This is a genomic window from Bradyrhizobium sp., assembly GCF_027451485.1.
In the GTDB taxonomy this organism is placed as follows: Bacteria; Pseudomonadota; Alphaproteobacteria; order Rhizobiales; family Xanthobacteraceae; genus Bradyrhizobium.
Map to the genome: position 1 here is coordinate 1 of NZ_DAIDJE010000131.1, position 20,701 is coordinate 20,701.

Consider the following 20,701-nt stretch of genomic DNA (forward strand, 5'->3'; position numbering starts at 1 on the left):
CGCTGCTTGGCCTTGATCACTTCGTCCATATCGGGATTTCCACGCGACGCATTCGGGCGCGTCGCCAGGAGCAGCGATCAGGCGCCAAGTTGTTCTCGGAACATAGGAAGAACGGGAATCGATTTCCAGTGCCGCGTGAAAACCATCAACGGAATTGCGCAACGGAATTGCGCCCGACGTAGCGCTTCCAAGCGCGCCGGTTCGCGTCAGCAGAGGCGTCGAACGGGAAATATGGCAGCAAGCGGCAGCAGCCGAATTACACAAATCGCACACGAAAAAAAGCCGGCGCAACGGCCGGCTTTTTTCAGACAGATTGACTGGCCGCGATCAGTACTTCGCGACGACCGGGCCGCCCCAGCGATAGTTGACCCGCACCGACACCAGATCCGCATCGCCGCGCAGCCGATCGGAACTGACGAACGCTCCGCCGATCGTGTCGGAGAATGTGGTGTTGTTGTTGGCGATGAACAGGTGATTGTATTCGAAAGCGGCCGACCAGTTCGGCGCGAACGAGAATTCAAGACCGGCACCGACCGTGCCGCCCCAGCGGTTGTCGCCGGCTGCCGTCGCGAGCGCGCCGTTGGTCAGGAGGATGTCGTTCCGATCGGCAACGACGGCGCCGCCGCCCTTGAAATACAGCAGGACCGTATTCCAGGCATAACCCACCTGGCCGGTGAACAGGCCGAACGCGTCGATGCGGGAGCGGTTGGTATTGCCGGTGATGAGGCTGACATTGCTGCCGGTCAGGCTGGCCCAGTCGCCCTGCGCATCAAAGCCCCAGACCCATGCGCCGGTTTGCCAGCGATATCCGGCCTGCGCGCCGGCGAAGCCGCCGGAGGTGCTGTGACAGCCCTCCGCGCCAATCACCAGAGCAGTTTGATCCCAGCAGCGGTTTGCCGTGCCCCAGCCGCCATTGAAGCCGACATAGACGCCGCTCCAATCGTAGATTGCCGGCATCATCGCTTCCGGCGCCTTCGTGTAGGTCCGCGCCGACAGATCAGCCGCCACTGCCGGTGACACGACTCCCCAGGCAAGGAGAGCGATCGCGCCCAGCAAGATCCTCTTCATCTCACGGCTCCAGCTTCTTCGTTCGCTTCGATTTGAGAGAAGCGTTCTGTCCCATCGGTCGATGGAGCGCCCATCTACCCCTGTTTGATGGCAATCGTACCCCAGTTTCCCCGCGGATGCCGTCTCCCAAAAGCCACAGTCCAGCATGAACTGCATCCTGGTGAAGCCGATGATTTTGCGGGCTTTTCAGGGCGCCCTCCAAGTGGGCTGCGGAACTGTCCCGAATGGCAGCCTGATGCGCGTATTGGGAAGCTTCCCGGCAAATTGCCACGGAACAAAACTGGAACGTTTGAGCTGGCGGTGCTATATGTGGGGATAACGTAAGCGCCCGAGGGCGCAGCCGATCAGCGAGTGTATAGGGTCGGCGCCTACAGCAAGGTGAGTGGAGAGCGGCGATGGCAGGAAGCGTGAATAAGGTGATTCTGGTCGGAAATCTCGGCAAGGATCCCGAAATCCGGCGCACCCAGGATGGGCGCCCGATCGCCAATCTCAGCGTCGCGACGTCCGAGACCTGGCGCGACAAGGCGACCGGCGAGCGCAAGGAAAAGACCGAGTGGCACCGTGTCGTGATCTTCAATGAAGGGCTCTGCAAGGTCGCCGAGCAGTACCTGAAGAAGGGCGCCAAGGTTTATATCGAAGGCCAGTTGCAGACCCGGAAATGGACCGACCAGAGCGGGGCGGAGAAGTATTCGACCGAAGTGGTGCTCCAGGGCTTCAACTCCAACCTGACCATGCTTGACGGGCGCGGCGGCGGAGGCGGCAGCTTCGGTTCGGACGACCAGGGCGGCGGCGATTTCGGTTCGAGCGGACCGTCGAGTGCGCCGCGCCGGGCGGTGGCCGCCGGTTCGCGCAACAGCGACATGGATGACGACATCCCGTTCTGATCGAGCGGCCTCACGCAAGGCATCTCGATCGGTACTCAAGATGATGTCTTGGAACGGTTCGGCAGATTTGTTTCGGGGGCACGCGCAGAGGGGCGTTTTGGGCCCGTGGAAATCGCTTCCGACGCGCGCCTCGGCGCTTCCCCTTCGAGGCCGCAAATCCAGGCGCCGGATGTCCTGCTAAGTCACTGGAAAAACGAGGGGAAAATCGGGTTCCCGAAAGCCCTCCGGGGGTGGTTTTTCATCCTCCGATGCGCTATATGAACATGATTCTGATCTGATCGGATTTTCCCTTGTCTGAACCTGAAGATACGAAGCCCGGCGAGCCGTCGGGACCGTCCGACATTCGTCCCGTTTCCATCCTTGACGAGATGAAGCGCTCGTACCTCGATTACGCGATGAGCGTGATCGTGGCGCGTGCGCTGCCGGATGCGCGCGACGGCCTTAAGCCCGTCCATCGCCGCATTCTCTATTCGATGTACGAGCAGGGCTACACGCCGGACAAGAAGCACAAGAAGTCGGCCGGCATCGTCGGCGACGTGATGGGTCAGTATCACCCGCACGGCGACCAGGCAATCTATGACGCGCTGGTGCGCCTCGCGCAAAATTTCTCGATGCGCGTGCCGCTGGTCGACGGGCAGGGCAATTTTGGCTCGGTCGACGGCGATCCGCCGGCGGCGATGCGCTACACGGAGTCGCGCCTGACCAAGATCGCGCTGCATCTGCTCGATGACATCGACAAGGATACCGTCGATTTCGATCCGAACTACGACGGCTCCGGCAGGGAGCCGGTGGTTCTGCCGGCGAAGTTTCCCAATCTGCTGGTCAACGGCGCCGGCGGCATCGCGGTCGGCATGGCCACCAACATCCCGCCGCACAATCTCGGCGAAGTCATCGACGCCTGCACCGCGCTGATCGACAATCCAGCCCTGTCGATCGATCAGCTCATCGAAATCATCCCGGGTCCGGATTTTCCGACCGGCGGCATCATTCTCGGCAGGCAGGGCATCCGTTCGGCCTATCACCTCGGCCGCGGGTCGATCATCATGCGCGGCAAGGTTTCGATCGAAACCATCCGCAAGGATCGCGAAGCCATCGTGATTACCGAAATTCCCTATCAGCTGAACAAGGCCACGATGGTCGAACGCATCGCCGAACTGGTGCGCGAGAAAAAGATCGAGGGTATTGCCGACCTCCGCGACGAATCCGATCGCCAGGGCTACCGTGTCGTGGTCGAGCTCAAGCGCGACGCGATGGCGGACGTGGTGCTGAACCAGCTCTACAAGTTCACCCAGCTGCAATCCGCCTTCGGCGCCAACATGGTGGCGCTCGACAACCGTCGTCCCCAGGTGATGAACCTCAAGGACATGCTGCAGATCTTCATCGCCTTCCGCGAACAGGTGGTGACGCGGCGGACCAAGTTCCTGCTCAACAAGGCGCGAGACCGCGCCCATATCCTGGTCGGCCTTGCGATAGCGGTCGCCAATATCGACGAAATTATCAAGGTGATCCGCACCTCGCCCGATCCGACCACGGCGCGCGATACCCTGATGTCGCGCGACTGGCCGGCGAAGGACGTCGCCGCCATGATTACGTTGATCGACGACGCCCGCCATCGTCTCGCGCCCGACGGCACGGCGCGACTGTCGATGGAGCAGGCCAAGGCCATTCTCGACCTCCGCCTGCAACGGCTGACCGCGCTCGGCCGCGAGGAAATTTCCGATGAGTTGGACAAGCTCGCGGTCGAGATCAGGGACTACCTCGACATCCTGCGCTCGCGCGCCCGCATCCAGGCGATCATCAAGACCGAACTCGCTGAGGTGAAGGCGGAATTCGCCACCCCGCGCAGGACCGTCATCATGGAGCAGGAAGGCGAAGTCGAGGACGAAGACCTCATTCAGCGCGAGGACATGGTGGTGACCGTGTCGCACGCCGGCTATGTCAAGCGCGTGCCGTTGTCGACCTATCGCGCGCAGCGGCGGGGCGGCAAAGGCCGAGCCGGCATGCAGACCCGCGACGAGGATTTCGTGAGCCGGCTGTTCGTCGCCTCGACCCACACGCCGGTGCTGTTCTTCTCGTCGCGCGGCCAGGTCTACAAGGAAAAGGTCTGGCGGCTGCCGATGGCCGCGCCCAACGCCCGCGGCAAGGCCATGATCAATATCCTGCCGCTGGAGCAGGGCGAGCGCATCACGACCATCATGCCGCTGCCGGAGGACGAGTCCTCCTGGGGCAATCTCGACGTGATGTTCGCCACCACCGGCGGTACCGTCCGCCGCAACAAGCTCTCCGACTTCGTCGATGTCCGCCGTTCCGGCATCATCGCCATGAAGCTTGCCGACGACGAGGCGATCGTCGACGTGCAAATCTGTACCGAGCACGACGACGTGCTGCTTACTGCGGCCGGCGGCCAGTGCATCCGCTTCCCGGTCACCGATGTGCGTGTGTTCTCGGGCCGCACCTCGATGGGGGTCCGCGGCATTGCGCTGGCCGAAGGCGACCGGTTGATCTCGCTCGCCATCCTCCGGCATGTCGAGGCGACCTCGGACGAACGCTCCGCTTACCTCAAGATGCGCCGAGCAGTGGCCGGGGAGAACGTCAGCGAGGAAACGGCGACGGAATCCGAGAGCGAGGAAGCCTCCAGCGCGATCCAGCTTTCATCCGAGCGCTACGTCGAGATGTCGGCGCAGGAGCAGGTGGTGCTGACGGTTTCAGCCAACGGCTACGGCAAGCGCACCTCGTCCTATGAATACCGGACCACAGGACGCGGAGGCAAAGGCATCGTCGCGATGTCCGTCAATGATCGTAACGGCAAGCTGGTGGCATCCTTCCCCGTGGAAGAATCCGACCAGATCATGCTGGTCACCGACAAAGGCCAGCTGATCCGGTGCCCGGTTGAGGATATCCGGATCGCCGGCCGATCCACGCAGGGCGTGATCGTGTTTGACACGGCCGAGGACGAGCATGTCGTTTCGGTCGAGCACATCGGAGAAGAAGCCGAAAACGGCAACGGCGGTGGCGGCTAATAATTCAATTCTAACATCGCAGCCGACAGTAGCAAAATCGACTTCCATTCGCTCGCTGCCACGATGCAAGAAAATAAGAGGCCGCCGACCTCAGGATCGGCGGCCTCTTTCGTTCAGTCTGACCCACCGGGGCGGTTGCGGGCAGCACTGACGCGAACTACGAAACCTTATTCGAGACCAGCTGTTCGGACCCTCTCGCCGCGCTTCAAAGCGAGCGGAAGTTTCGCCATCTCATTTTCGAGCAATTGAAGCAGTATCCTGCGTTTTCCCGGCTGCGTTTCAGTCTTCAGAAGCGACCTGTAGAGACTGATGTTTTGGGCGGTGATGAAGTCCTCGATCGCAGTTGCCATTTGCAGATCCCCCATCGATTGAAAAGGTCACCCTGCTTCCGTCCTCGTTTTCAGGGCGCGTTCGAAAGGCCAGGTATTTTCCTCAGCGACATTTCTGGACGCAGGTTAACGGACCGCCGACTGAGCCGTAACTCGGGGAACTACGAGCTGGGAAATCTACAAGTGCCCGGCCGGACGGATCGGCGCCGGTTGCGCGTGCGCCCGATTTCTGGACCGCTATCTCGCAGAAGCCGCCGACACTTCGGACGGCAGGAAAATGTCGAATTCCGCGCCGCCCTCGGGCCGGGACGATGCTAGCAGCTGCCCTCCATGGCGCTCGACGATCATCCGGCAGATGGCCAAACCCAAGCCGATTCCCCGCGGCTTGGTCGTGACGAACGGATCGAACATGGTGTCCAAATTCTTTGGATCGAGTCCCGGTCCTGTATCCATGACCTTGATGACGATCCCATTGTCCTCGGCGGCTTCGGTCTTCACCAGCAGAATACGGTCCGCATGATTTGCCTCCATCGCCTCGATGGCATTGAAGACCAAATTAAGAAGAACCTCCTGCAACTGGGCCCTGTGGCCGACGAGACACGGCAGTTCACGCATGAGCTCGGTGCGCGTTATAATGCGGTGTTCGGTTAGCTCCCTTTGCATGATCTCGAGCGTGCTCGACACGATATCATTTACGTCGATGCTTACCCGGCCCTGATCTGACGCCCGGAACAGGTCGCGAATGCTGTCGAAGATCTCGCTGGCGCGACGACCGTCGTGAACGATCTTGCTCAGAGCCGATCGGGCCTTTTCTATGTCGGGTGGCGCGTGCGCAAGAAATCGCATCGCGGTGCCTGCTCTCATGACGATGGCTGCCAGCGGCTGCTTTACCTCATGTGAAATGGACGCCACGACCGCTGCCATGTTCATCAATTTGTTGTCGCGTTCACGTCGCAGCAACGTGTTTGCAAGCGCAAGGCGCTTGTACAAGTCCGCTGTCTCTGCAAGCAGAGCAATCAGCACGATGGTTGAAGTGACAAACGAGAAAATGCGGCTGGAATAAAATCCGAGACTGAAACGGAAGCTGGCAAGCGCCAGTTCGCTGATCAAGGCGCAGGCGACCACCATCAACCACAGATCAAGCACCGAACGCCGGCGCAGCCACAGAAATGAAAGTGCGACGAGGCTCACAAACAGGTCGAAGTAGGTGACGTAAAATCCCAACGGAGTCAGTTCGAAGACGTTGGCGAAAAGCCGAGGCAGATATTGGTCGGCAAAGATAACGAGGCATACGAGTCCCAAGACGAGACCGGTCGATGCCGCCGTGCACCATGCGATGGCGCACGGAAGTGAACCCCGGATGATGCGGTCATCCCCCTTCAGCCAGACATACAGCAAGAGGCCCGTGGGAAATGCCAGATGCCAGAAGGTGTAAAGCCACGCTGTGGTTTGCTGGCCGGCTCCGAGCAGACCTGTCGGTGAAAATGCACCGGGAAAGGTGAGGGCGTGCGGAATTACGATCAGTGCCGTAAAGAGATAGCTCCCGCCAAGTACCAGAAGTGCCTGGGACCCCGAGATCGAAAAATGGGCGAACAATAGAATTGCAGTGATCAGGTCGGTCACCAAGATTGCGGCATTGATGAGCGGAATAACGGCCGCAATCTGCGGCAAGGTTCTGGGCGCATACGGCGCCAGGTTCATTACGGCTACCAGGAGCACCGCAACGACGGCGAGCGCCGTTAGCTTCTGTCGGGACGTCGGCTGAAGGTTTATCAGTCCGATATTTGAGCCGTCGAATTCCTCGGCTGACGCCGGAAAAGATGGAGCGGTGCCCGAATTGTTCGACTTGCCCGGCGCGATCATTTGGTAGATGGCGACAGGTCCGCCGAGAGCCAGATGCGGACGAGCTCAGGCAGTCCTTTGGCTGCCGTTTTTTCCATGATGTGCGCGCGGTGAAATTCCACTGTGCGCGGGCTGATGTTGAGCTGCGCTGCGATCTCCTTGTTGGACTTGCCGGCGACCAATTGTCCAAGCACTTCGTGTTCGCGTGACGTCAGCTTTTGCAAGAGTTGACGCGACAATTCGCTGTCCTCAGCCTTGTCGCTGCCCGGAGAGCGATGCAAGGCCGTCACGAGAGCGTCCAGCAAGGCGTCCGCTTCAAATGGCTTTTCAAGAAAATCGACGGCCCCGGCTTTCATCGCGGCCACGGCCATCGATACATCGCCGTGACCGGTGATCAAAATCAGCGGCATCGTTGAGCCGCCGGCCCGCAGTCGCCTCAGCAAGGTGAGTCCGTCCATCCCCGGCATACGCACATCGCTGACGATGCAGCCCGGCTCGATAGCAGTCCCCCGCGCGAGTAACTCCTCGGCCCTGCGATAGCCGCGAACCATGTAGCCGCTCTCTTCGAGCAGTTCCACGAGCGACTCCCGCATAGCTCCGTCGTCTTCCACGACATGGATGACACTTTTGCGGGTCAAGAAAGATTATCTCCGCGGTCGCGACGAGCCACTCGACTGCTGCTGCTGCTTCGTTCGGTCCGCGGCGCGTCGTATCGATGATTGGATAGCCGTTGGGTGTGATGTGACGTTTGATTTCGATCAATGAGCTCACCGGCAAAAACATGTTTGAAGAACTCAGCTACCGAGCCGAGCAGAACTAACAACGCAACAAAGTTGCTCGGTCAGGCCTCCGATACCTCGTGGTAGCGGCGGGTCCGCTTGGCACGGCGCGCTTTGAGGATGGCGAACTTCCGAACCTCGCAAAGGTACTAGCTCGCAATCGACCGAGTTACCGTCACATAGCCGCCGGAATAAACCTTATCTCGCGATCACGGTAGGACGAGGTTCGAGCAAATGACCTTGAGGCAGCGACAAGGATCGATCTCAGAACCGTCCTTCCACACTCGGCAGGTTGCGGAATTGCGGGGTGGTGCGGCGGCCGCGCCGACACCGCCTCCAAGGGGCATATTGGACATGCTGCGGCTGCCCCCGGGAGCGGTATCTTGGAAGCCATTCGCAGCGTATGTCGCAGCGATCGCAAGTACATCGTTCTTGCTCGCGACGACGTTCACGGGAGGATTTCGCCTTGGATGACGGCGCGAAAATGCCCGTAAACAGTGGAGACACCATGTTCAATGTAACCGGTCTTAGCTCGAGCCCGATCTGCCCTAAATGCCGCCGCCAGGCCAGCCTTCGTCTGAGCGCAAGCCTTTCGGAAACGGACGGATTCCCGCGGCTCGAGTGCCTGGAGTGCTCGGCTTGCGGCGAAGTCCTGCTCGTCGAGCGGGGATTAGGCGAAAGAAGCGACGTAGCCGGAGATATTGCGGTTCGCTTGGCGGCGTAGACCATGAGTCTTGACCCCCTCCAGCGCAACCGACCGGCGATCGAGCTTCGTCAGTCCAGCCTGTGTCGCGCGCTTAAGAAGGACATGATCAATGGACCTGGACCGGTTTTTTACAGATGAAAATCTCGCCCGCTACCGGCTTCTTTCTTCTTCAACCGACGTCGACCAGAGACGTGCGGTTCTCAAGGAGCTTGCAGACGAAACGGCGAAGCTGAAAAGCGAGTTCCGGCGCGCACATTCGGCAGAACGAACTGAGATCGTCGAAACGCAGCATCGAGCGCGTGCTTGAACCGCGTACCTTTGGAACGGCAAAATCATGGAAAGAACGGCTTCACCTGAGGCAGGTCGTGGGAAGCCGGGTGCCAACGCCGGGCTCACCGTCAATTCCTGGAGAGGCTGTACCGCCGATGCGCGGAGCTCAGCTAGTTGAGTTGCGGGATTATCTGCCGCGTCTGAACATCAAGGTGGTGTTCGATCCAACAAGCATCTTCCGGCACGGCCAGAGCGTGCCGGCGAATTGTCTTCGTAACGCTAGCCGGGGAGTGACTTACGGCCTGCGGTCGGCTGTCACCAGGCGTGCTTGCCGAACCGCCGCCCTTGAGCCTGCGGCCCGCAGGCAGGATGTTTCGAAATTCGGCCATGCCTGCTGCGAGCAGTCGTGGCCGACCGGGTGGATATCGAGGCGGTCGGACTTTGCGAGCGGGGGCGGCACGCTCGCTTCGACCTGGGGCGCAAAGCCCGGCAGGATAGCCAGGGCAGCGGCGACGCAACCGGCCGCAGCGATAGCTGAAAGCGTCTTGATCATGGCAGTCCCCCTGTCCGGCTTTGGCTAGCGCCGTTGTCTGGCCGGCTTGATACCGAGCGGGCGTTTCCAGAGTTCTTCGCAAAAGGCTCAAAATTGGCGAAAATGGTTTCGTCCGCCTGCCATATTGTTTCGTCAGACACGCCCGGAGGAAACAAAGGCCGGCTTCTCCAAGGAGAGCTGCTGGCCGGCAACGGGTGGAGGGCAGGCAAAATTAACGAACTGCCCATGGATCGGGCCGCGCCCCCGGATCGGCTTGCGGGGGCGGTCAGAGCGGGGTAGGAGGGGTTCATGCCCCGCATTGCGCTCTATCCCGGCTCTTTCGATCCCGTCACCAATGGCCATCTGGACGTCGTTCGGAATGCCGTGGCCCTATGCGACCACCTGGTGGTCGCGATCGGCATCCATCCAGGCAAGACTCCCTTGTTTTCAACCGACGAGCGGCTGGCGATGATCCGCGAGGTCTTTGAACCCATCGCGAAAGCTGCGAATTGCGAGTTCGAAGCGACCACCTATGATGATCTCGTCGTCACAGCGGCGAAACGCGCGCAGGCCACGATCCTGGTTCGGGGTTTACGGGACGGCACCGACCTCGACTATGAAATGCAAATGGCGGGCATGAACGAGACGATGGCCCCGGGCGTCCGTACCGTTTTCCTGCCGGCATCGCCGACCGTCCGCCCGATCACCGCCACACTGGTGCGACAGATCGCCGGTATGGGTGGCGACGTCTCCAATTTCGTGCCGAAGGCCGTTGCAAAGCGCCTCAAGGCCAAGTTCGCCCGCTGATCTTTATTCTCTCACGCTGGAGCTTCCATGATCCGAATTCTCGCCGTTCTGGCCGCGCTGGTTTGCGTTGCCCCCGCCATAGCCCAGCCGCTTCCGGCCGGTCTCGACAAGAAGAATGCGATCGTCATCGACACCACCAAGGGGCGGATCGTCATCAAACTGCGCACCGATTTGGCGCCCCAGCATGCCGAGCGCATCAAGCAGCTCGCGCGCGACGGTTTCTACAACAACGTGCCGTTCCATCGCGTCATCGACGGCTTCATGGCGCAAACCGGCGACGGTCAGAATTTCAATGGCACCGGCGGATCAAAATACCCGAACCTGAAACAGGAATTTTCCAGCACCCCGTTCAAGCGCGGTACAGTCGGCATGGCGCGGAAAGGGAACAGTGTCGACTCAGCAAACGCGCAGTTCTTTATCTGCTTTGCAGATGCCTCGTTCCTCAACAACCAATACACCGTGATCGGGGATGTGGTGCAGGGCATGGACGTGGTCGACAAGCTCAATCGCGGCGAACCGCCGGCCAACCCTGACAAGATGGTGAAGGTCCAGGTCGCCTCCGACATGAAGTGAAAAAGGTTGAGCCTGTCCGGCCGCGCGGTCCTGATCTGCCTGGCGGGAATATGGCTTATCGGGCTGGCGCCTGCGCCGGGGCAACCGGCGCAGGTGAACTCGATCGCCGATGTCTTTGCCAGGCTTCGGACCTGCTGGCGACCGCCAGACCGCTCTCGCGTCCATACCGATATCGACATCACCGTGATCGTCAGTTTCAACCGGGCGGGAGAGATATTGGGCAAGCCTCGCGTCACCTACCAGTCGGAACAGGCCGACGATAACGACCGTTTATTGTACCGGATTGCGGTGATGGAGGCATTGCAGCGGTGTGTCCCAATGCCATTTACGGAGAGTATGGGCGGCGCCGTAGCCGGTCGGCCTTTCGCCGTTCGATTTCATAACCGGAAACCTCCACCAACAGAGAAGCGAGCATGGCTGATACAGAAAATACTTTGATCCTGGAGACTACTCAGGGGCCCGTTACCATCGAAATGCGTCCGGATCTGGCGCCGAACCACGTGGCGCGGATCAAGGAGCTGGTGCGCGAGGGCTTTTACGACGGCATCGTGTTCCACCGCGTCATCGAGGGTTTTATGGCCCAGACCGGTTGCCCGCACGGTACCGGCACCGGCGGTTCGGGCAAGAAGCTCAAGGCCGAATTCAATGCCGAGCCGCATGTGCGCGGCACCGCGTCGATGGCCCGTGCTGCCAACCCCGATTCCGCCGACAGCCAGTTCTTCATCTGCTTCGACGATGCGTCGTTTCTCAACAAGCAGTACACTGTCTGGGGCAAGGTGACCTCGGGCATGGAAAACGTCGACAAGATCAAGCGCGGCGAGCCGGTCAAGGATCCCGATAAGATCGTCAAGGCGCGAATGGCGCTGGATGCTTGAGCCGGACCCTTCATGGTGAGGAGCCCGCGAAAGCTCGGGTCTCGAACCACGAGGCCTCTCGATAAGCCCCGGCCTCATTCTTGGAGACGCGCTGAGGCAGGCCTGAGGATGACGGGCGAGGACCGAGCTTAAATCCAGATGCAGACCGATCTCTTCGATTTCGAACTGCCTGCCGAGCGGATCGCTCTGCGGCCGGCGCATCCGCGCGATAGCGCGCGGATGCTGGTCGTCGAAGCGGGCGGGCGCCTCCATGATCGCGTTGTGTCCGACCTGCCGCAGTGGCTAAAGGAAGGCGATCAGCTCGTCGTCAATGATACCAAGGTCATCGCGGCTCAACTCAAGGGCCGGCGGATTGGGCGCGAGACCGAGCCTAAAATCGAAGCGACCCTGATCAAGCGCCTGGACGGCTCGCGCTGGCAGGCGCTGGTGAAGCCGGCCAAGAAGCTTGCGCGCGGCGATATCATTCGCTTCGGTAACGAGGGAAAGGTCTGCCTGCTCGGGCACCTTGACGCCGAGGTCGAGGACAAAGGCGATGACGGCGCGGTGACGCTGTCGTTCTCGTTTCATGGGCCGACGCTGGACTCCGCAATCGCCGACCTCGGCAGCCCGCCGCTGCCGCCATACATCGCCTCCAGGCGGGCACCGGACGAGCAGGACACGGCCGATTACCAGACCATGTTTGCCGTGAACGAAGGCGCGGTCGCGGCGCCGACGGCCGGTCTGCATTTCACGCCCGCGCTCGAAGCGGCCTTGCGCGAACGCGGGGTTGGCCTCAACCGGATCACGCTCCATGTTGGTGCCGGCACGTTCCTGCCGGTGAAGGCGGACGATACTTCGGAGCATAAAATGCACTCCGAGTGGGGCACGATTTCCGCGGAAGTCGCTGAGGCGCTCAATGCTGCGCGGGCAAAGGGCGGCCGTGTCATCGCGGTCGGCACCACGTCGCTGCGGCTACTCGAGAGCGCTGCTGCGCAGGACGGCAAACTTCGGCCGTTCACCGACGATACTTCGATCTTCATAACGCCGGGCTATCGCTTCCGCGCCGTCGATATCCTCCTGACCAACTTTCACCTGCCGCGCTCGACGCTTTTCATGTTGGTCTCAGCCTTTTCCGGCCTCGAAACCATGAGGCAGGCCTACAAGTACGCCATCGACGGGGGATACCGGTTCTATTCCTATGGCGACGCCTGTCTGTTGTTTCGGAGCGAAAACTGATGGTCCGATTGAACATCGACCCAAGGACTAGACAATAAGCGCCGCATATGAGCGTAGCCAACCATTTCCAAGTGCTGGCAACCGATGGCGAGGCGCGAACCGGTCGGCTGGCGACGCCGCATGGTCCGGTGCGAACGCCTGCCTTCATGCCGGTCGGCACGGCCGGCGCCATGAAGGGCATGCATTGGCGCGAGGTGAGGGACGCCGGCAGCGACATCGTGCTCGGCAACACCTACCACCTGATGCTGCGGCCCGGCGCCGAGCGCATCGCCGCACTCGGTGGCCTGCAGGCATTCACCGGCTGGAATGGCCCGATGCTGACCGACTCCGGCGGCTTTCAGGTCATGTCGCTGTCCGAACTGCGAAAGGTAAAGGAGACCGCCGTCACCTTTCGCTCCCATATCGACGGGGCCATGGTCGAATTGTCGCCAGAGCGCTCGATCGAGGTCCAGCGGCTGCTCGGATCCGACATCGCAATGCAGATGGACGAGTGCGTGCGGCTACCGGCCGAGCGCGGCGACATCGATCGCGCCATGCAGCTGTCGCTACGCTGGGCCGAGCGCAGCAAGCGCGCCTTCGAGACCGCGCCATCCGGCTACATGCTGTTCGGCATCGTGCAGGGCGGCGACATCGGCGAACTGCGCCGAATGAGCGCCACAAGGCTCGTCGATATCGGCTTCCACGGTTATGCGATCGGAGGGCTGGCCGTCGGCGAGCCACAATCGGTGATGCTGGCGATGATTGAAGAGACGGCGCCGCTTCTTCCTGAAGAACGGCCGCGCTATCTGATGGGGGTTGGAACGCCCGATGATATCCTTGAGGCCGTGGCGCGGGGCATCGACATGTTCGATTGCGTGATGCCGACCCGAAATGGCCGTCACGGCATGGCGTTCACGCGGCATGGCCAGATCAACTTGCGCAATGCGCGCCATGCCGACGATCCGCGACCGCTTGACGAAACGAGTTCCTGGCCATCTGCACGCAACTATTCCCGGGCCTACCTGCATCATCTCGTCAGGTCCGGCGAAACGCTCGGCGCGATGCTGCTCTCGGAGATCAACGTGGCGTACTATCAACATCTGATGGGCGAGATCAGGCAGGCGATCGCGCAAGGAACGTTTGCAGCCTTTCGCGAACGCACGCGCGGCGACTGGGAAAAGGGCGACATCGCGACGCGTTGAAAGTTCCGCGTCGCGCGCGAGCCGGACAATCCCAGGAGTTCAGTTACAGACCGGCCGCTTGATCGAGTGCTTGGTCACAAAGCCATAGCCGCAGGTGTCGCAGGTCCAGAGATAACTGATGATGTTATCTGCCAGATAGGCTGACGCTTCCGCAGCCACCATGGAGTCCGCGCAGACAGGGCACGTCGGCAAGTCACTTCCACGCGGATTATGCGACACGGCCGACAGGACTTCAGCAATTGCTGACATCGTGGCCTCCCTCTGCGATGTGAGCGTGACCGCACCATACAACAACTTGTTTGACGATGCCGCAACACAAATGCGTTGGTTTTAAGTTATTTGGTGCCGCGCGCATTTTTGCGATGCAGCGAATGTGGCGCGGAAATGCTTGAACGACGGCCCGCATTTTCCTCTATAAAAAGCTGAGTGAAATTGTCGCTTGGCTGGGCATCGGAGAGACGCAGATGGATGAAAAGTCAACGGAGCATGCTGTTCAGCGTCGTGGCCGCGGCCGGGTGTTCGACAGCGTCGTGGATGCCATCGGCGATACGCCGATCGTGCGGCTGCAACGTTTGCCGCAGCAGCGCGGCGCGAACGCAACGATTTTAGCCAAACTCGAATATCTCAGCCCCGCCGCGAGCGTGAAGGATCGCATCGGCGTTGCCATGATCAAGGCGATGGAGAAGGACGGCCTGATCGATAGTGATACAGTCCTGATCGAACCGACGTCCGGCAACACCGGTATCGCGCTCGCCTTTGCCGCCGCTTCGCGCGGCTACCGGTTAAAGCTGGTGATGCCGGAATCGATGTCGATCGAACGGCGCAAGATGCTGGCCTTTCTCGGCGCCGAGATCATCCTCACACCGGTCGAGCAGGGCATGAAAGGCGCGATCGCCACTGCCGAGGAATTGGTGCGAGCCACTCCGAAGGCCATTATGCCGCAGCAGTTCAAGAACCCCGCCAACCCCGAAATTCATCGTCAGACCACCGCTGAGGAAATCTGGAACGATACCGGCGGCAACATCGACATCTTTGTCGCGGGCGTCGGGACCGGCGGTACCATCACCGGGGTAGGGCAGGTGCTGAAGGTGCGCAAACCTTCGCTTCGGGTTGTCGCCGTCGAACCGGAAGAAAGCGCAGTCCTCTCGGGTGGACAGCATTCGCCGCACAAGATCCAGGGCATCGGAGCCGGGTTCGTTCCCGACATCCTCGATCGCTCGGTCATCGATGAAATCGTCACCGTGAGCAGCGCGGATGCCATCGAGACGGCGCGCGCCCTGGCGCGCAACGAAGGCATTTCCGGCGGAATCTCCTCGGGGGCTGCGATCGCTGCCGCCATCAGGCTGGGGCAACGTGGCGAAAACGCCGGCAAGACCATCCTGGCAATTGTACCGTCGTTCTCCGAGCGTTACCTCTCAACTGTGCTTTTCGAAGGAATCTGATCGTGCCAGATCAACCAAGGCGACCGCGGACCCTGAACGATGCCCGCACCGAAGCGGAAGCGGCGTTCAAGAAGGTAACCAGGAAAGAGCCGCAAGCGCCGCCGCGGACAAACGCGGTCCCCGGCGTCAAGGAGCTGGTCTCGCTGCGGATTGATCAGGACGTGCTGGAATATTTCCAGGAAGGCGGTCCGGGCTGGCAGGAGCGGATCAACGAGGCTCTGCGGAAGGCAGCAGGGAAGTAGGACCGCCTCCGCTACGAGATCGCCTGCAATGAGCGGCCAGACGCGCCCACATACGAAACTTGGTGCCGGTAGAAAACCGCCGGCCGCGCCAAAAGTTGCGGTTTGCCGCGAATGATCCTGTTCGAGCTCAGCTTCGCGTCAGTGAAATCGATGCGCCCTTGAACTGGCTTTCCGACCGGATCACCACCGACTGTCGGTTGCCGCGGGTGGTCAGCGAGATATTGGCCGAGAAGCCCGGGGCGTTCGCAATGACCTGAACCACGCCGCCGCCGGCGGTGCGTCCCTGGATGGCGCCGTTGATGTTGCGGCTGCTTTCGTTCCAGGTTCCAGAAATCGCGGAACCCTGCGCCATCACATTGCTGCTCAGGTTGAATTTGTAACTGTCACTGGCGCAGGTCAGCGTCTGCTGCAAGCCATTGCCGCCGGCGCCGACCGCGTAGGTAGCGCGGCAACGAATGCGTTCGGTCGAGCCGTCGTCCAGCGTCACCGTTCCGGCACCGCTCCAAACGCCAGCCATGCCGGCAAACGGGCCGCCGGCCTGGGCGTAACTCGGCGCACTCCAGATCGACGTCATCAGCGCCGCGGCGCCGGCGAAAATCAGCCGCCGCGTCAAACCGGTTCCGTGAGGCTTCCTGTTGCCGCTCACGTGAAGCTTTCCTTCGTCCACTGCACGGTACTCCCGCAGATGCTCCATTCCACTTCCCCATCGGGCATTGTCACTGGCGCTTCGCATATGCACATTGATCTGAACAAGTACAAGAGCCCCGCGGTTGCATGTGCAGGCGATGCGCCCCGCGGAGAATCCTTGCCCGCCATCAGCGAGGTCGGGCAGCCCGCCACAAGATCACATTTCCGCTTGTCACTTTTGGCACTTTTATCGCGGATGGAGTCGGTTGATTCAATTGAATTGAAGCGAATTCGGTGAACGTCAATCCGTCAGCGCTGGCGCGTTCGTGGCGAACTGCTCGTCTTGTGCACGCGACGGCAGAGCGCCGTGCTCCTTGGCGTATTCGATGACTTCAGCCAGCAATCTCTGACCCATCGGCGCAAGCGCGCGTTCCCACAGCTGACGCGCGGTTTCGTCCTTGCCGACAAAGCACCAATCCTGCGCCGCAATGGCGCCGGCATCCATACGGTCGGCCAGATGGTATACCGTGCCGCCTGCAATCGGATCCTTCTCGCGGATGGTCCATTCGACCGCTGCGATGCCGCGGTGACGGGGCAGCAGCGAAGGATGGTAACCGATGCCCCCGAGGCGGGCCGCGGCCAGAGCATCCGTTCCGATCCGGGCGTGGCTGTGCGCCGTGACGATGAGATCGGTCCCGGGCGCAATTTCGGAAGCGACCACCAGTTTTGGGTTGGCCTGCACGACCACCTCGATACCGGCGGCGCGAGCTGCCGCCGCCAACCGGTCATCCGCGTCGGCAACGACCACGCGGACTACATCGACAGCGCGCTGACGGAGCATTTGCAAGGTCGTCACGCCGAAATGGCGGGAACCGACGAGGGTAATCCGCATGGTAATTCTTTCGTCAGGTGTAGGCCCGCAATGTCGATAGCATGCCGGGAGTTCCAGACCTCAGGCCCAAAGCAAAGGGCGCGGGCTTATCAACAGAGTGGAGAGGGGCCAAGCGGCTGGCCAGGCACCTTCGTATGCGGTTTCTACTATCGCGTCGAAAACTTCGGGATTTTCTCGGCAAAACCGTTGAAGCACGCCAACCGCTCGTCCTCTTCCTTGACGTAGCGGCAATCCATGACACCGTTCGCCGGGCCAGCTTTTGCCTTCGGCGGCTTGGGCGGAACGGCCGCATCGTAACAGTCGAGCCGGTCCTTGGTTCCGTCATCGATGTCAAGGCACGCCAAGAGCTTCTCCGCCAGCGACTTCGATGGGGCTGCGGGGCCCTTTGATTTGGCGTGATGTGCCGGTGGCTTTGCAGCTGCGGGCGGCGCCGCACCGTCCTGCTGGGCCATGGCGGCCGATGCAAACAGCACGACGGTCAACGCAAGCAATTTCTTCATATCCCTGTCCCCCTTTAGGCCCGAGCCCTCGCGGCTCGACCGGCGTTTGGCATCGACCTGTACCTTGCCCTCAGCAGGGCAGGCGGCGGATGCGAACCGTCGCCCCCTCTATAGGCCGCTGGTGCGCCTTGCAACACGAAGTTGGCGCAGGTTGGACGCGAATCCGGCCTTTTACGGCCTTGGTCCTTCTCGACCGAAGGCAACAAGGTGCCCTTTGTGGCCACCAGGCGGCATTCGGTCTGCATTCATTTCGAGCGCGCTGGCTGACATGGATTTGGGCCTTCCGCTGATCCATAATGGCGGTTCATTGTGGCAGTGGGAGAAAGAAACTATGCGCGCATTGAAACGCTCGCGGCTCGCCGTTCCCTTGATATCGATCGCCGCCATTTGTGCTATGTCGGCGCAGGCGCAAGAGCCTAACCCGCGGGAACAGCACGTGCGCCCGGCTGCGCCCTCGGCACGCCCCGCAGCGACGCCCAGAGGGCAGGGGCACGGGCCTCAGGGCGCTGCTCGCGTTGCCCACGGCAATTTTCCGGCGCGGAATTTTGGTGGTCATCGCTATTACGGCCGTCTTGCCTGGGAGGGCGGGCGGTGGCGTCATGAAATGTACAACGGCCGCTACGGCTGGTGGTGGGATGTTGGCGGGGTCTGGTACTTCTACCCGCAGCCGATGGAGGGCCCGCCGACCTACATCTCCGATGTCGAGGTGGTGGATGATGCCTACGCGGGCGCGCCAGGCGATGATGTGGGACCGGGGCCCGGCTATCCGCCGCCGGTTGCCTATGCGCCCCCGCCACCTCCGCCTCCGCCGGCCCCGGATCCCGCGGCAAGCGCCATTGGCGGCGCGATCGTCGGCGGCGTTCTGGGCGGTCTGATCAGCGGTCGGCCGGTCGGAGCGGCCGTCGGCGCCATCACTGGCGGGACCATCGGCGCGATCGCAGGTGCGCAGGCGACCGCACGTCCCGGCTATTATCTGGCGGAAGGCACCTGCTATTACAAATATCCATCCGGGCAGTACGTTCAGGTCGATCCGCGTAGCTGCTACTGATCCAATAGCGCGCGGGCAGCAACGCCCGTGCGCATTCATCTCGCCGGTCGGACTTGAAAGGATGAGCAAGCCATCGATGCGCAAGTCCGCGCTGCCATCTTTGAGCGTTCGGATCGACCTCGACCCTGAGGGGCGGATCGGTCCGGGCAAGATCCGGTTGCTTGAGGCGATCGCCAGCTGCGGCTCGATCTCTGCGGCTGGGCGAGCGATGAACATGTCCTACAAGCGGGCATGGGACCTCGTCGACGAGATCAACCACATCTGCAACCGGCCCGCTGTTGAGCGGCAAACTGGCGGCAAGAACGGCGGCGGCGCCATGCTCACGCCGTTCGGGCAGTCGCTGGTGGCTCGCTACCGCAAAATCGAACGTTCGGCGGAGAACGCCGCGCGCAAGGAGCTTCAGGCCTTGCGGGCTGATATCGGTGTCCGAACCAAGGGCTAACCGGCGGTGTCCTCTCCGATCTCCCGGCCTTGAACCCCGCCAAATGCGTTGCGGGAAAACGCGCGGCGGAAGTCCGCGGTGGCAAATCCGGCAATAGGCAAGCCAAATCCAATTTGACTGGGAGTGTTGCCCGGCTGCACTTGTGACTGGTTCCGCCACCGTTATGTTCTACGGCATACATCGATCGTTATATGTATATAAACATAACGTAAGACCGAACCGCTGCCTGGTCGATCGCGGCGGCCACTCCTGGGGGTATTCGAAAATGAAGAAAGCGCTTGCACTTGCGCTGGTATTGGCAGGCTCGGCGGGGACCGCTTACGCCGCGGATTGGACGCCGCCGAAGGTCCCGGATCCGCTGCCTGACAGCCTGACGTGGAACGGGATCACCTTCTACGCGACGCTCGACTATGGCTATGCCTATCAAACCAATGGCCGTCCTGTCGGAAGCGTGGTGTCGACGCTGGAATTCATTCCGTTCACGACCACCAGAAACTTCACCGGTCAAAGGATTTCGACGATCGCCGGAAACGGCCTGCAGCAGTCGAACGTTGGCGTGAAGATCGATACGCCAATTGGCAACGGCTGGAATATCGTCGGCCGGATCGAGTCGGGATTCGATCCGTTGACGGGCGAGTTCGCCAACGGTTGCGTCTCCTTCCTCCAGAATGCAGGGCTCAACTATATCCAGCAGAACTCGAACGCAGACAGCGGCCGTTGTGGTCAGGCATTGAACGGGCCGGCCTACGGCGGCATCAGCAATCCGCTGTACGGCACGCTGACCGTTGGCCGGCAACAAACCTTTCAACTCGACGGTATTGCGCAGTACGACCCACTGGCGCTCTCGTACGCTTTTTCGCTGCTCGGTTATTCCGGCACTAATGGCGGCTCCGGCAGTACGCAGGCAGCGCGCTGGGATGAATCGGCGAAGTATATGTACGAATACGGTCCGTTCCACGCCGGCGCGATGTTCTCCAGCGGTAGCTCGGGTAGCGGCATGTTCGGCAACGGCTATGGCTTCGACGTCGGCGCCGTCTATCGCGGCTTCTCGATGGACGCCGTCTTCACCAAGGAGCACGGTGCGGTGAACCTGCAAACCGCGGTGAACGATCCCCTCAACAGCACGACGCTTGCGGCCAGCATCTCCGACAACACGGCCTATTCGGTCATGGCCAAATATAGCTGGAGTCTCGGCCCGGCCCTTGCGCCCGCGCCTTACTATATCAAGGCGGCAAACGCCGAGCCTCAGAGCGACAAGCTGACGCTGTACGCGGGGTACACCTATATCGATCAGGCCAATCCGAGCACGGCGATTACATTTGGCGACGCTGCCGGCGGCTATCCGCTCACAATCTCAGGGATCCTGCCGGACAACAATGCCTTTACCACTGACAAAATCCTGCAATTCTACTGGACCGGCCTGAAGT

The 20,701-nt window shown here is 61.3% G+C and carries 22 protein-coding genes; 14 read left to right on the plus strand and 8 right to left on the minus strand.

All coding sequences use genetic code 11. The features are described 5' to 3' along the window. Positions 1-327: 327 nt before the first annotated feature. A complete protein-coding gene (locus NEZ08_RS16610; RefSeq protein ID WP_367278424.1) occupies positions 328-1,224 on the minus strand; it encodes an outer membrane protein in 897 nt (298 codons plus the stop codon). A 239-nt stretch (positions 1,225-1,463) separates the two neighbouring features. Here NEZ08_RS16610 and NEZ08_RS16615 point away from each other — a divergent pair, with 239 nt between their 5' ends. Beyond that, positions 1,464-1,952: a single-stranded DNA-binding protein gene (locus tag NEZ08_RS16615; RefSeq protein ID WP_298109008.1), complete on the plus strand. Its 489-nt coding sequence runs from the start codon at positions 1,464-1,466 to the stop codon at positions 1,950-1,952. 290 nt (positions 1,953-2,242) lie between these two features. Then, positions 2,243-4,972, plus strand: coding sequence for a DNA gyrase subunit A (gene gyrA / locus NEZ08_RS16620; protein WP_298109010.1), 2,730 nt, complete (start codon positions 2,243-2,245; stop codon positions 4,970-4,972). Between the two features lie 566 nt (positions 4,973-5,538). Here gyrA and NEZ08_RS16625 read toward each other — a convergent pair. After that, positions 5,539-7,164, minus strand: coding sequence for an ATP-binding protein (locus tag NEZ08_RS16625; protein WP_298109012.1), 1,626 nt, complete (start codon positions 7,162-7,164; stop codon positions 5,539-5,541). Beyond that, positions 7,161-7,781: a response regulator gene (locus tag NEZ08_RS16630; RefSeq protein WP_298109014.1), complete on the minus strand. Its 621-nt coding sequence runs from the start codon at positions 7,779-7,781 to the stop codon at positions 7,161-7,163. The genes NEZ08_RS16625 and NEZ08_RS16630 overlap by 4 nt, the downstream gene beginning before the upstream one ends. A gap of 956 nt (positions 7,782-8,737) precedes the next feature. On the opposite strand from NEZ08_RS16630, the gene NEZ08_RS16635 reads away from it, so the two are divergent. Then, positions 8,738-8,935 (plus strand): hypothetical protein, encoded by a 198-nt coding sequence (locus tag NEZ08_RS16635; protein WP_298109016.1) that lies wholly within the window; start codon positions 8,738-8,740, stop codon positions 8,933-8,935. A 258-nt stretch (positions 8,936-9,193) separates the two neighbouring features. Here the strand turns inward: NEZ08_RS16635 and NEZ08_RS16640 are convergent, their stop codons facing one another. After that, on the minus strand, positions 9,194-9,451 hold the full coding sequence (locus tag NEZ08_RS16640) for a hypothetical protein (protein ID WP_298109017.1): 258 nt from the start codon (positions 9,449-9,451) through the stop codon (positions 9,194-9,196). Positions 9,452-9,739: 288 nt separating this feature from the next. Here NEZ08_RS16640 and coaD point away from each other — a divergent pair, with 288 nt between their 5' ends. The 6 genes from coaD (at position 9,740) to tgt (ending at position 14,081) form a co-directional block, all read left to right on the plus strand. After that, on the plus strand, positions 9,740-10,237 hold the full coding sequence (gene coaD / locus NEZ08_RS16645; protein ID WP_298109019.1) for a pantetheine-phosphate adenylyltransferase: 498 nt from the start codon (positions 9,740-9,742) through the stop codon (positions 10,235-10,237). 27 nt (positions 10,238-10,264) lie between these two features. Beyond that, positions 10,265-10,810 carry a peptidylprolyl isomerase gene (locus NEZ08_RS16650; RefSeq protein WP_298109020.1) on the plus strand — a complete coding sequence of 182 codons (546 nt, stop codon included), beginning with the start codon at positions 10,265-10,267 and terminating at the stop codon, positions 10,808-10,810. A 30-nt stretch (positions 10,811-10,840) separates the two neighbouring features. Continuing rightward, positions 10,841-11,248 (plus strand): hypothetical protein, encoded by a 408-nt coding sequence (locus tag NEZ08_RS16655; RefSeq protein WP_367278425.1) that lies wholly within the window; start codon positions 10,841-10,843, stop codon positions 11,246-11,248. Next, positions 11,224-11,685 (plus strand): peptidylprolyl isomerase, encoded by a 462-nt coding sequence (locus NEZ08_RS16660; RefSeq protein WP_298109022.1) that lies wholly within the window; start codon positions 11,224-11,226, stop codon positions 11,683-11,685. Before NEZ08_RS16655 ends, NEZ08_RS16660 begins: the two co-directional genes overlap by 25 nt. A gap of 138 nt (positions 11,686-11,823) precedes the next feature. Continuing rightward, a complete protein-coding gene (queA, locus tag NEZ08_RS16665; protein WP_298109023.1) occupies positions 11,824-12,900 on the plus strand; it encodes a tRNA preQ1(34) S-adenosylmethionine ribosyltransferase-isomerase QueA in 1,077 nt (358 codons plus the stop codon). 47 nt (positions 12,901-12,947) lie between these two features. Further along, positions 12,948-14,081 (plus strand): tRNA guanosine(34) transglycosylase Tgt, encoded by a 1,134-nt coding sequence (gene tgt / locus NEZ08_RS16670; RefSeq protein WP_298109024.1) that lies wholly within the window; start codon positions 12,948-12,950, stop codon positions 14,079-14,081. A 39-nt stretch (positions 14,082-14,120) separates the two neighbouring features. On the opposite strand, the gene NEZ08_RS16675 is transcribed toward tgt, so the two are convergent. Then, complete coding sequence (locus NEZ08_RS16675; RefSeq protein ID WP_298109025.1) at positions 14,121-14,330, minus strand: hypothetical protein; 210 nt, start codon at positions 14,328-14,330, stop codon at positions 14,121-14,123. Positions 14,331-14,545: 215 nt separating this feature from the next. Here NEZ08_RS16675 and cysK point away from each other — a divergent pair, with 215 nt between their 5' ends. Both cysK and NEZ08_RS16685 read left to right on the plus strand, forming a co-directional pair. Beyond that, on the plus strand, positions 14,546-15,523 hold the full coding sequence (gene cysK, locus NEZ08_RS16680) for a cysteine synthase A (protein ID WP_298109026.1): 978 nt from the start codon (positions 14,546-14,548) through the stop codon (positions 15,521-15,523). A gap of 2 nt (positions 15,524-15,525) precedes the next feature. Beyond that, a complete protein-coding gene (locus tag NEZ08_RS16685; RefSeq protein ID WP_298109029.1) occupies positions 15,526-15,765 on the plus strand; it encodes a BrnA antitoxin family protein in 240 nt (79 codons plus the stop codon). Between the two features lie 127 nt (positions 15,766-15,892). Here the strand turns inward: NEZ08_RS16685 and NEZ08_RS16690 are convergent, their stop codons facing one another. The 3 genes from NEZ08_RS16690 to NEZ08_RS16700 all read right to left on the minus strand — a co-directional run bounded on the left by NEZ08_RS16690 (position 15,893) and on the right by NEZ08_RS16700 (position 17,784). Next, on the minus strand, positions 15,893-16,459 hold the full coding sequence (locus NEZ08_RS16690; protein ID WP_298109032.1) for a hypothetical protein: 567 nt from the start codon (positions 16,457-16,459) through the stop codon (positions 15,893-15,895). A 234-nt stretch (positions 16,460-16,693) separates the two neighbouring features. Then, positions 16,694-17,284 carry a formyltransferase family protein gene (locus tag NEZ08_RS16695; RefSeq protein WP_298109034.1) on the minus strand — a complete coding sequence of 197 codons (591 nt, stop codon included), beginning with the start codon at positions 17,282-17,284 and terminating at the stop codon, positions 16,694-16,696. Positions 17,285-17,430: 146 nt separating this feature from the next. Then, positions 17,431-17,784, minus strand: a complete 354-nt coding sequence (locus NEZ08_RS16700; protein ID WP_298109036.1) for a hypothetical protein — start codon at positions 17,782-17,784, stop codon at positions 17,431-17,433. A 331-nt stretch (positions 17,785-18,115) separates the two neighbouring features. Between NEZ08_RS16700 and NEZ08_RS16705 the strand changes: the two genes are divergently transcribed. From NEZ08_RS16705 to NEZ08_RS16715, 3 genes are all read left to right on the plus strand, one after another. Beyond that, positions 18,116-18,832, plus strand: a complete 717-nt coding sequence (locus tag NEZ08_RS16705; protein ID WP_298109038.1) for a hypothetical protein — start codon at positions 18,116-18,118, stop codon at positions 18,830-18,832. A 61-nt stretch (positions 18,833-18,893) separates the two neighbouring features. Then, positions 18,894-19,274 carry a winged helix-turn-helix domain-containing protein gene (locus NEZ08_RS16710; protein WP_298109041.1) on the plus strand — a complete coding sequence of 127 codons (381 nt, stop codon included), beginning with the start codon at positions 18,894-18,896 and terminating at the stop codon, positions 19,272-19,274. Positions 19,275-19,539: 265 nt separating this feature from the next. Continuing rightward, the coding region (locus NEZ08_RS16715) for a hypothetical protein (RefSeq protein WP_298109043.1) at positions 19,540-20,701 on the plus strand (1,162 nt) is incomplete at its 3' end.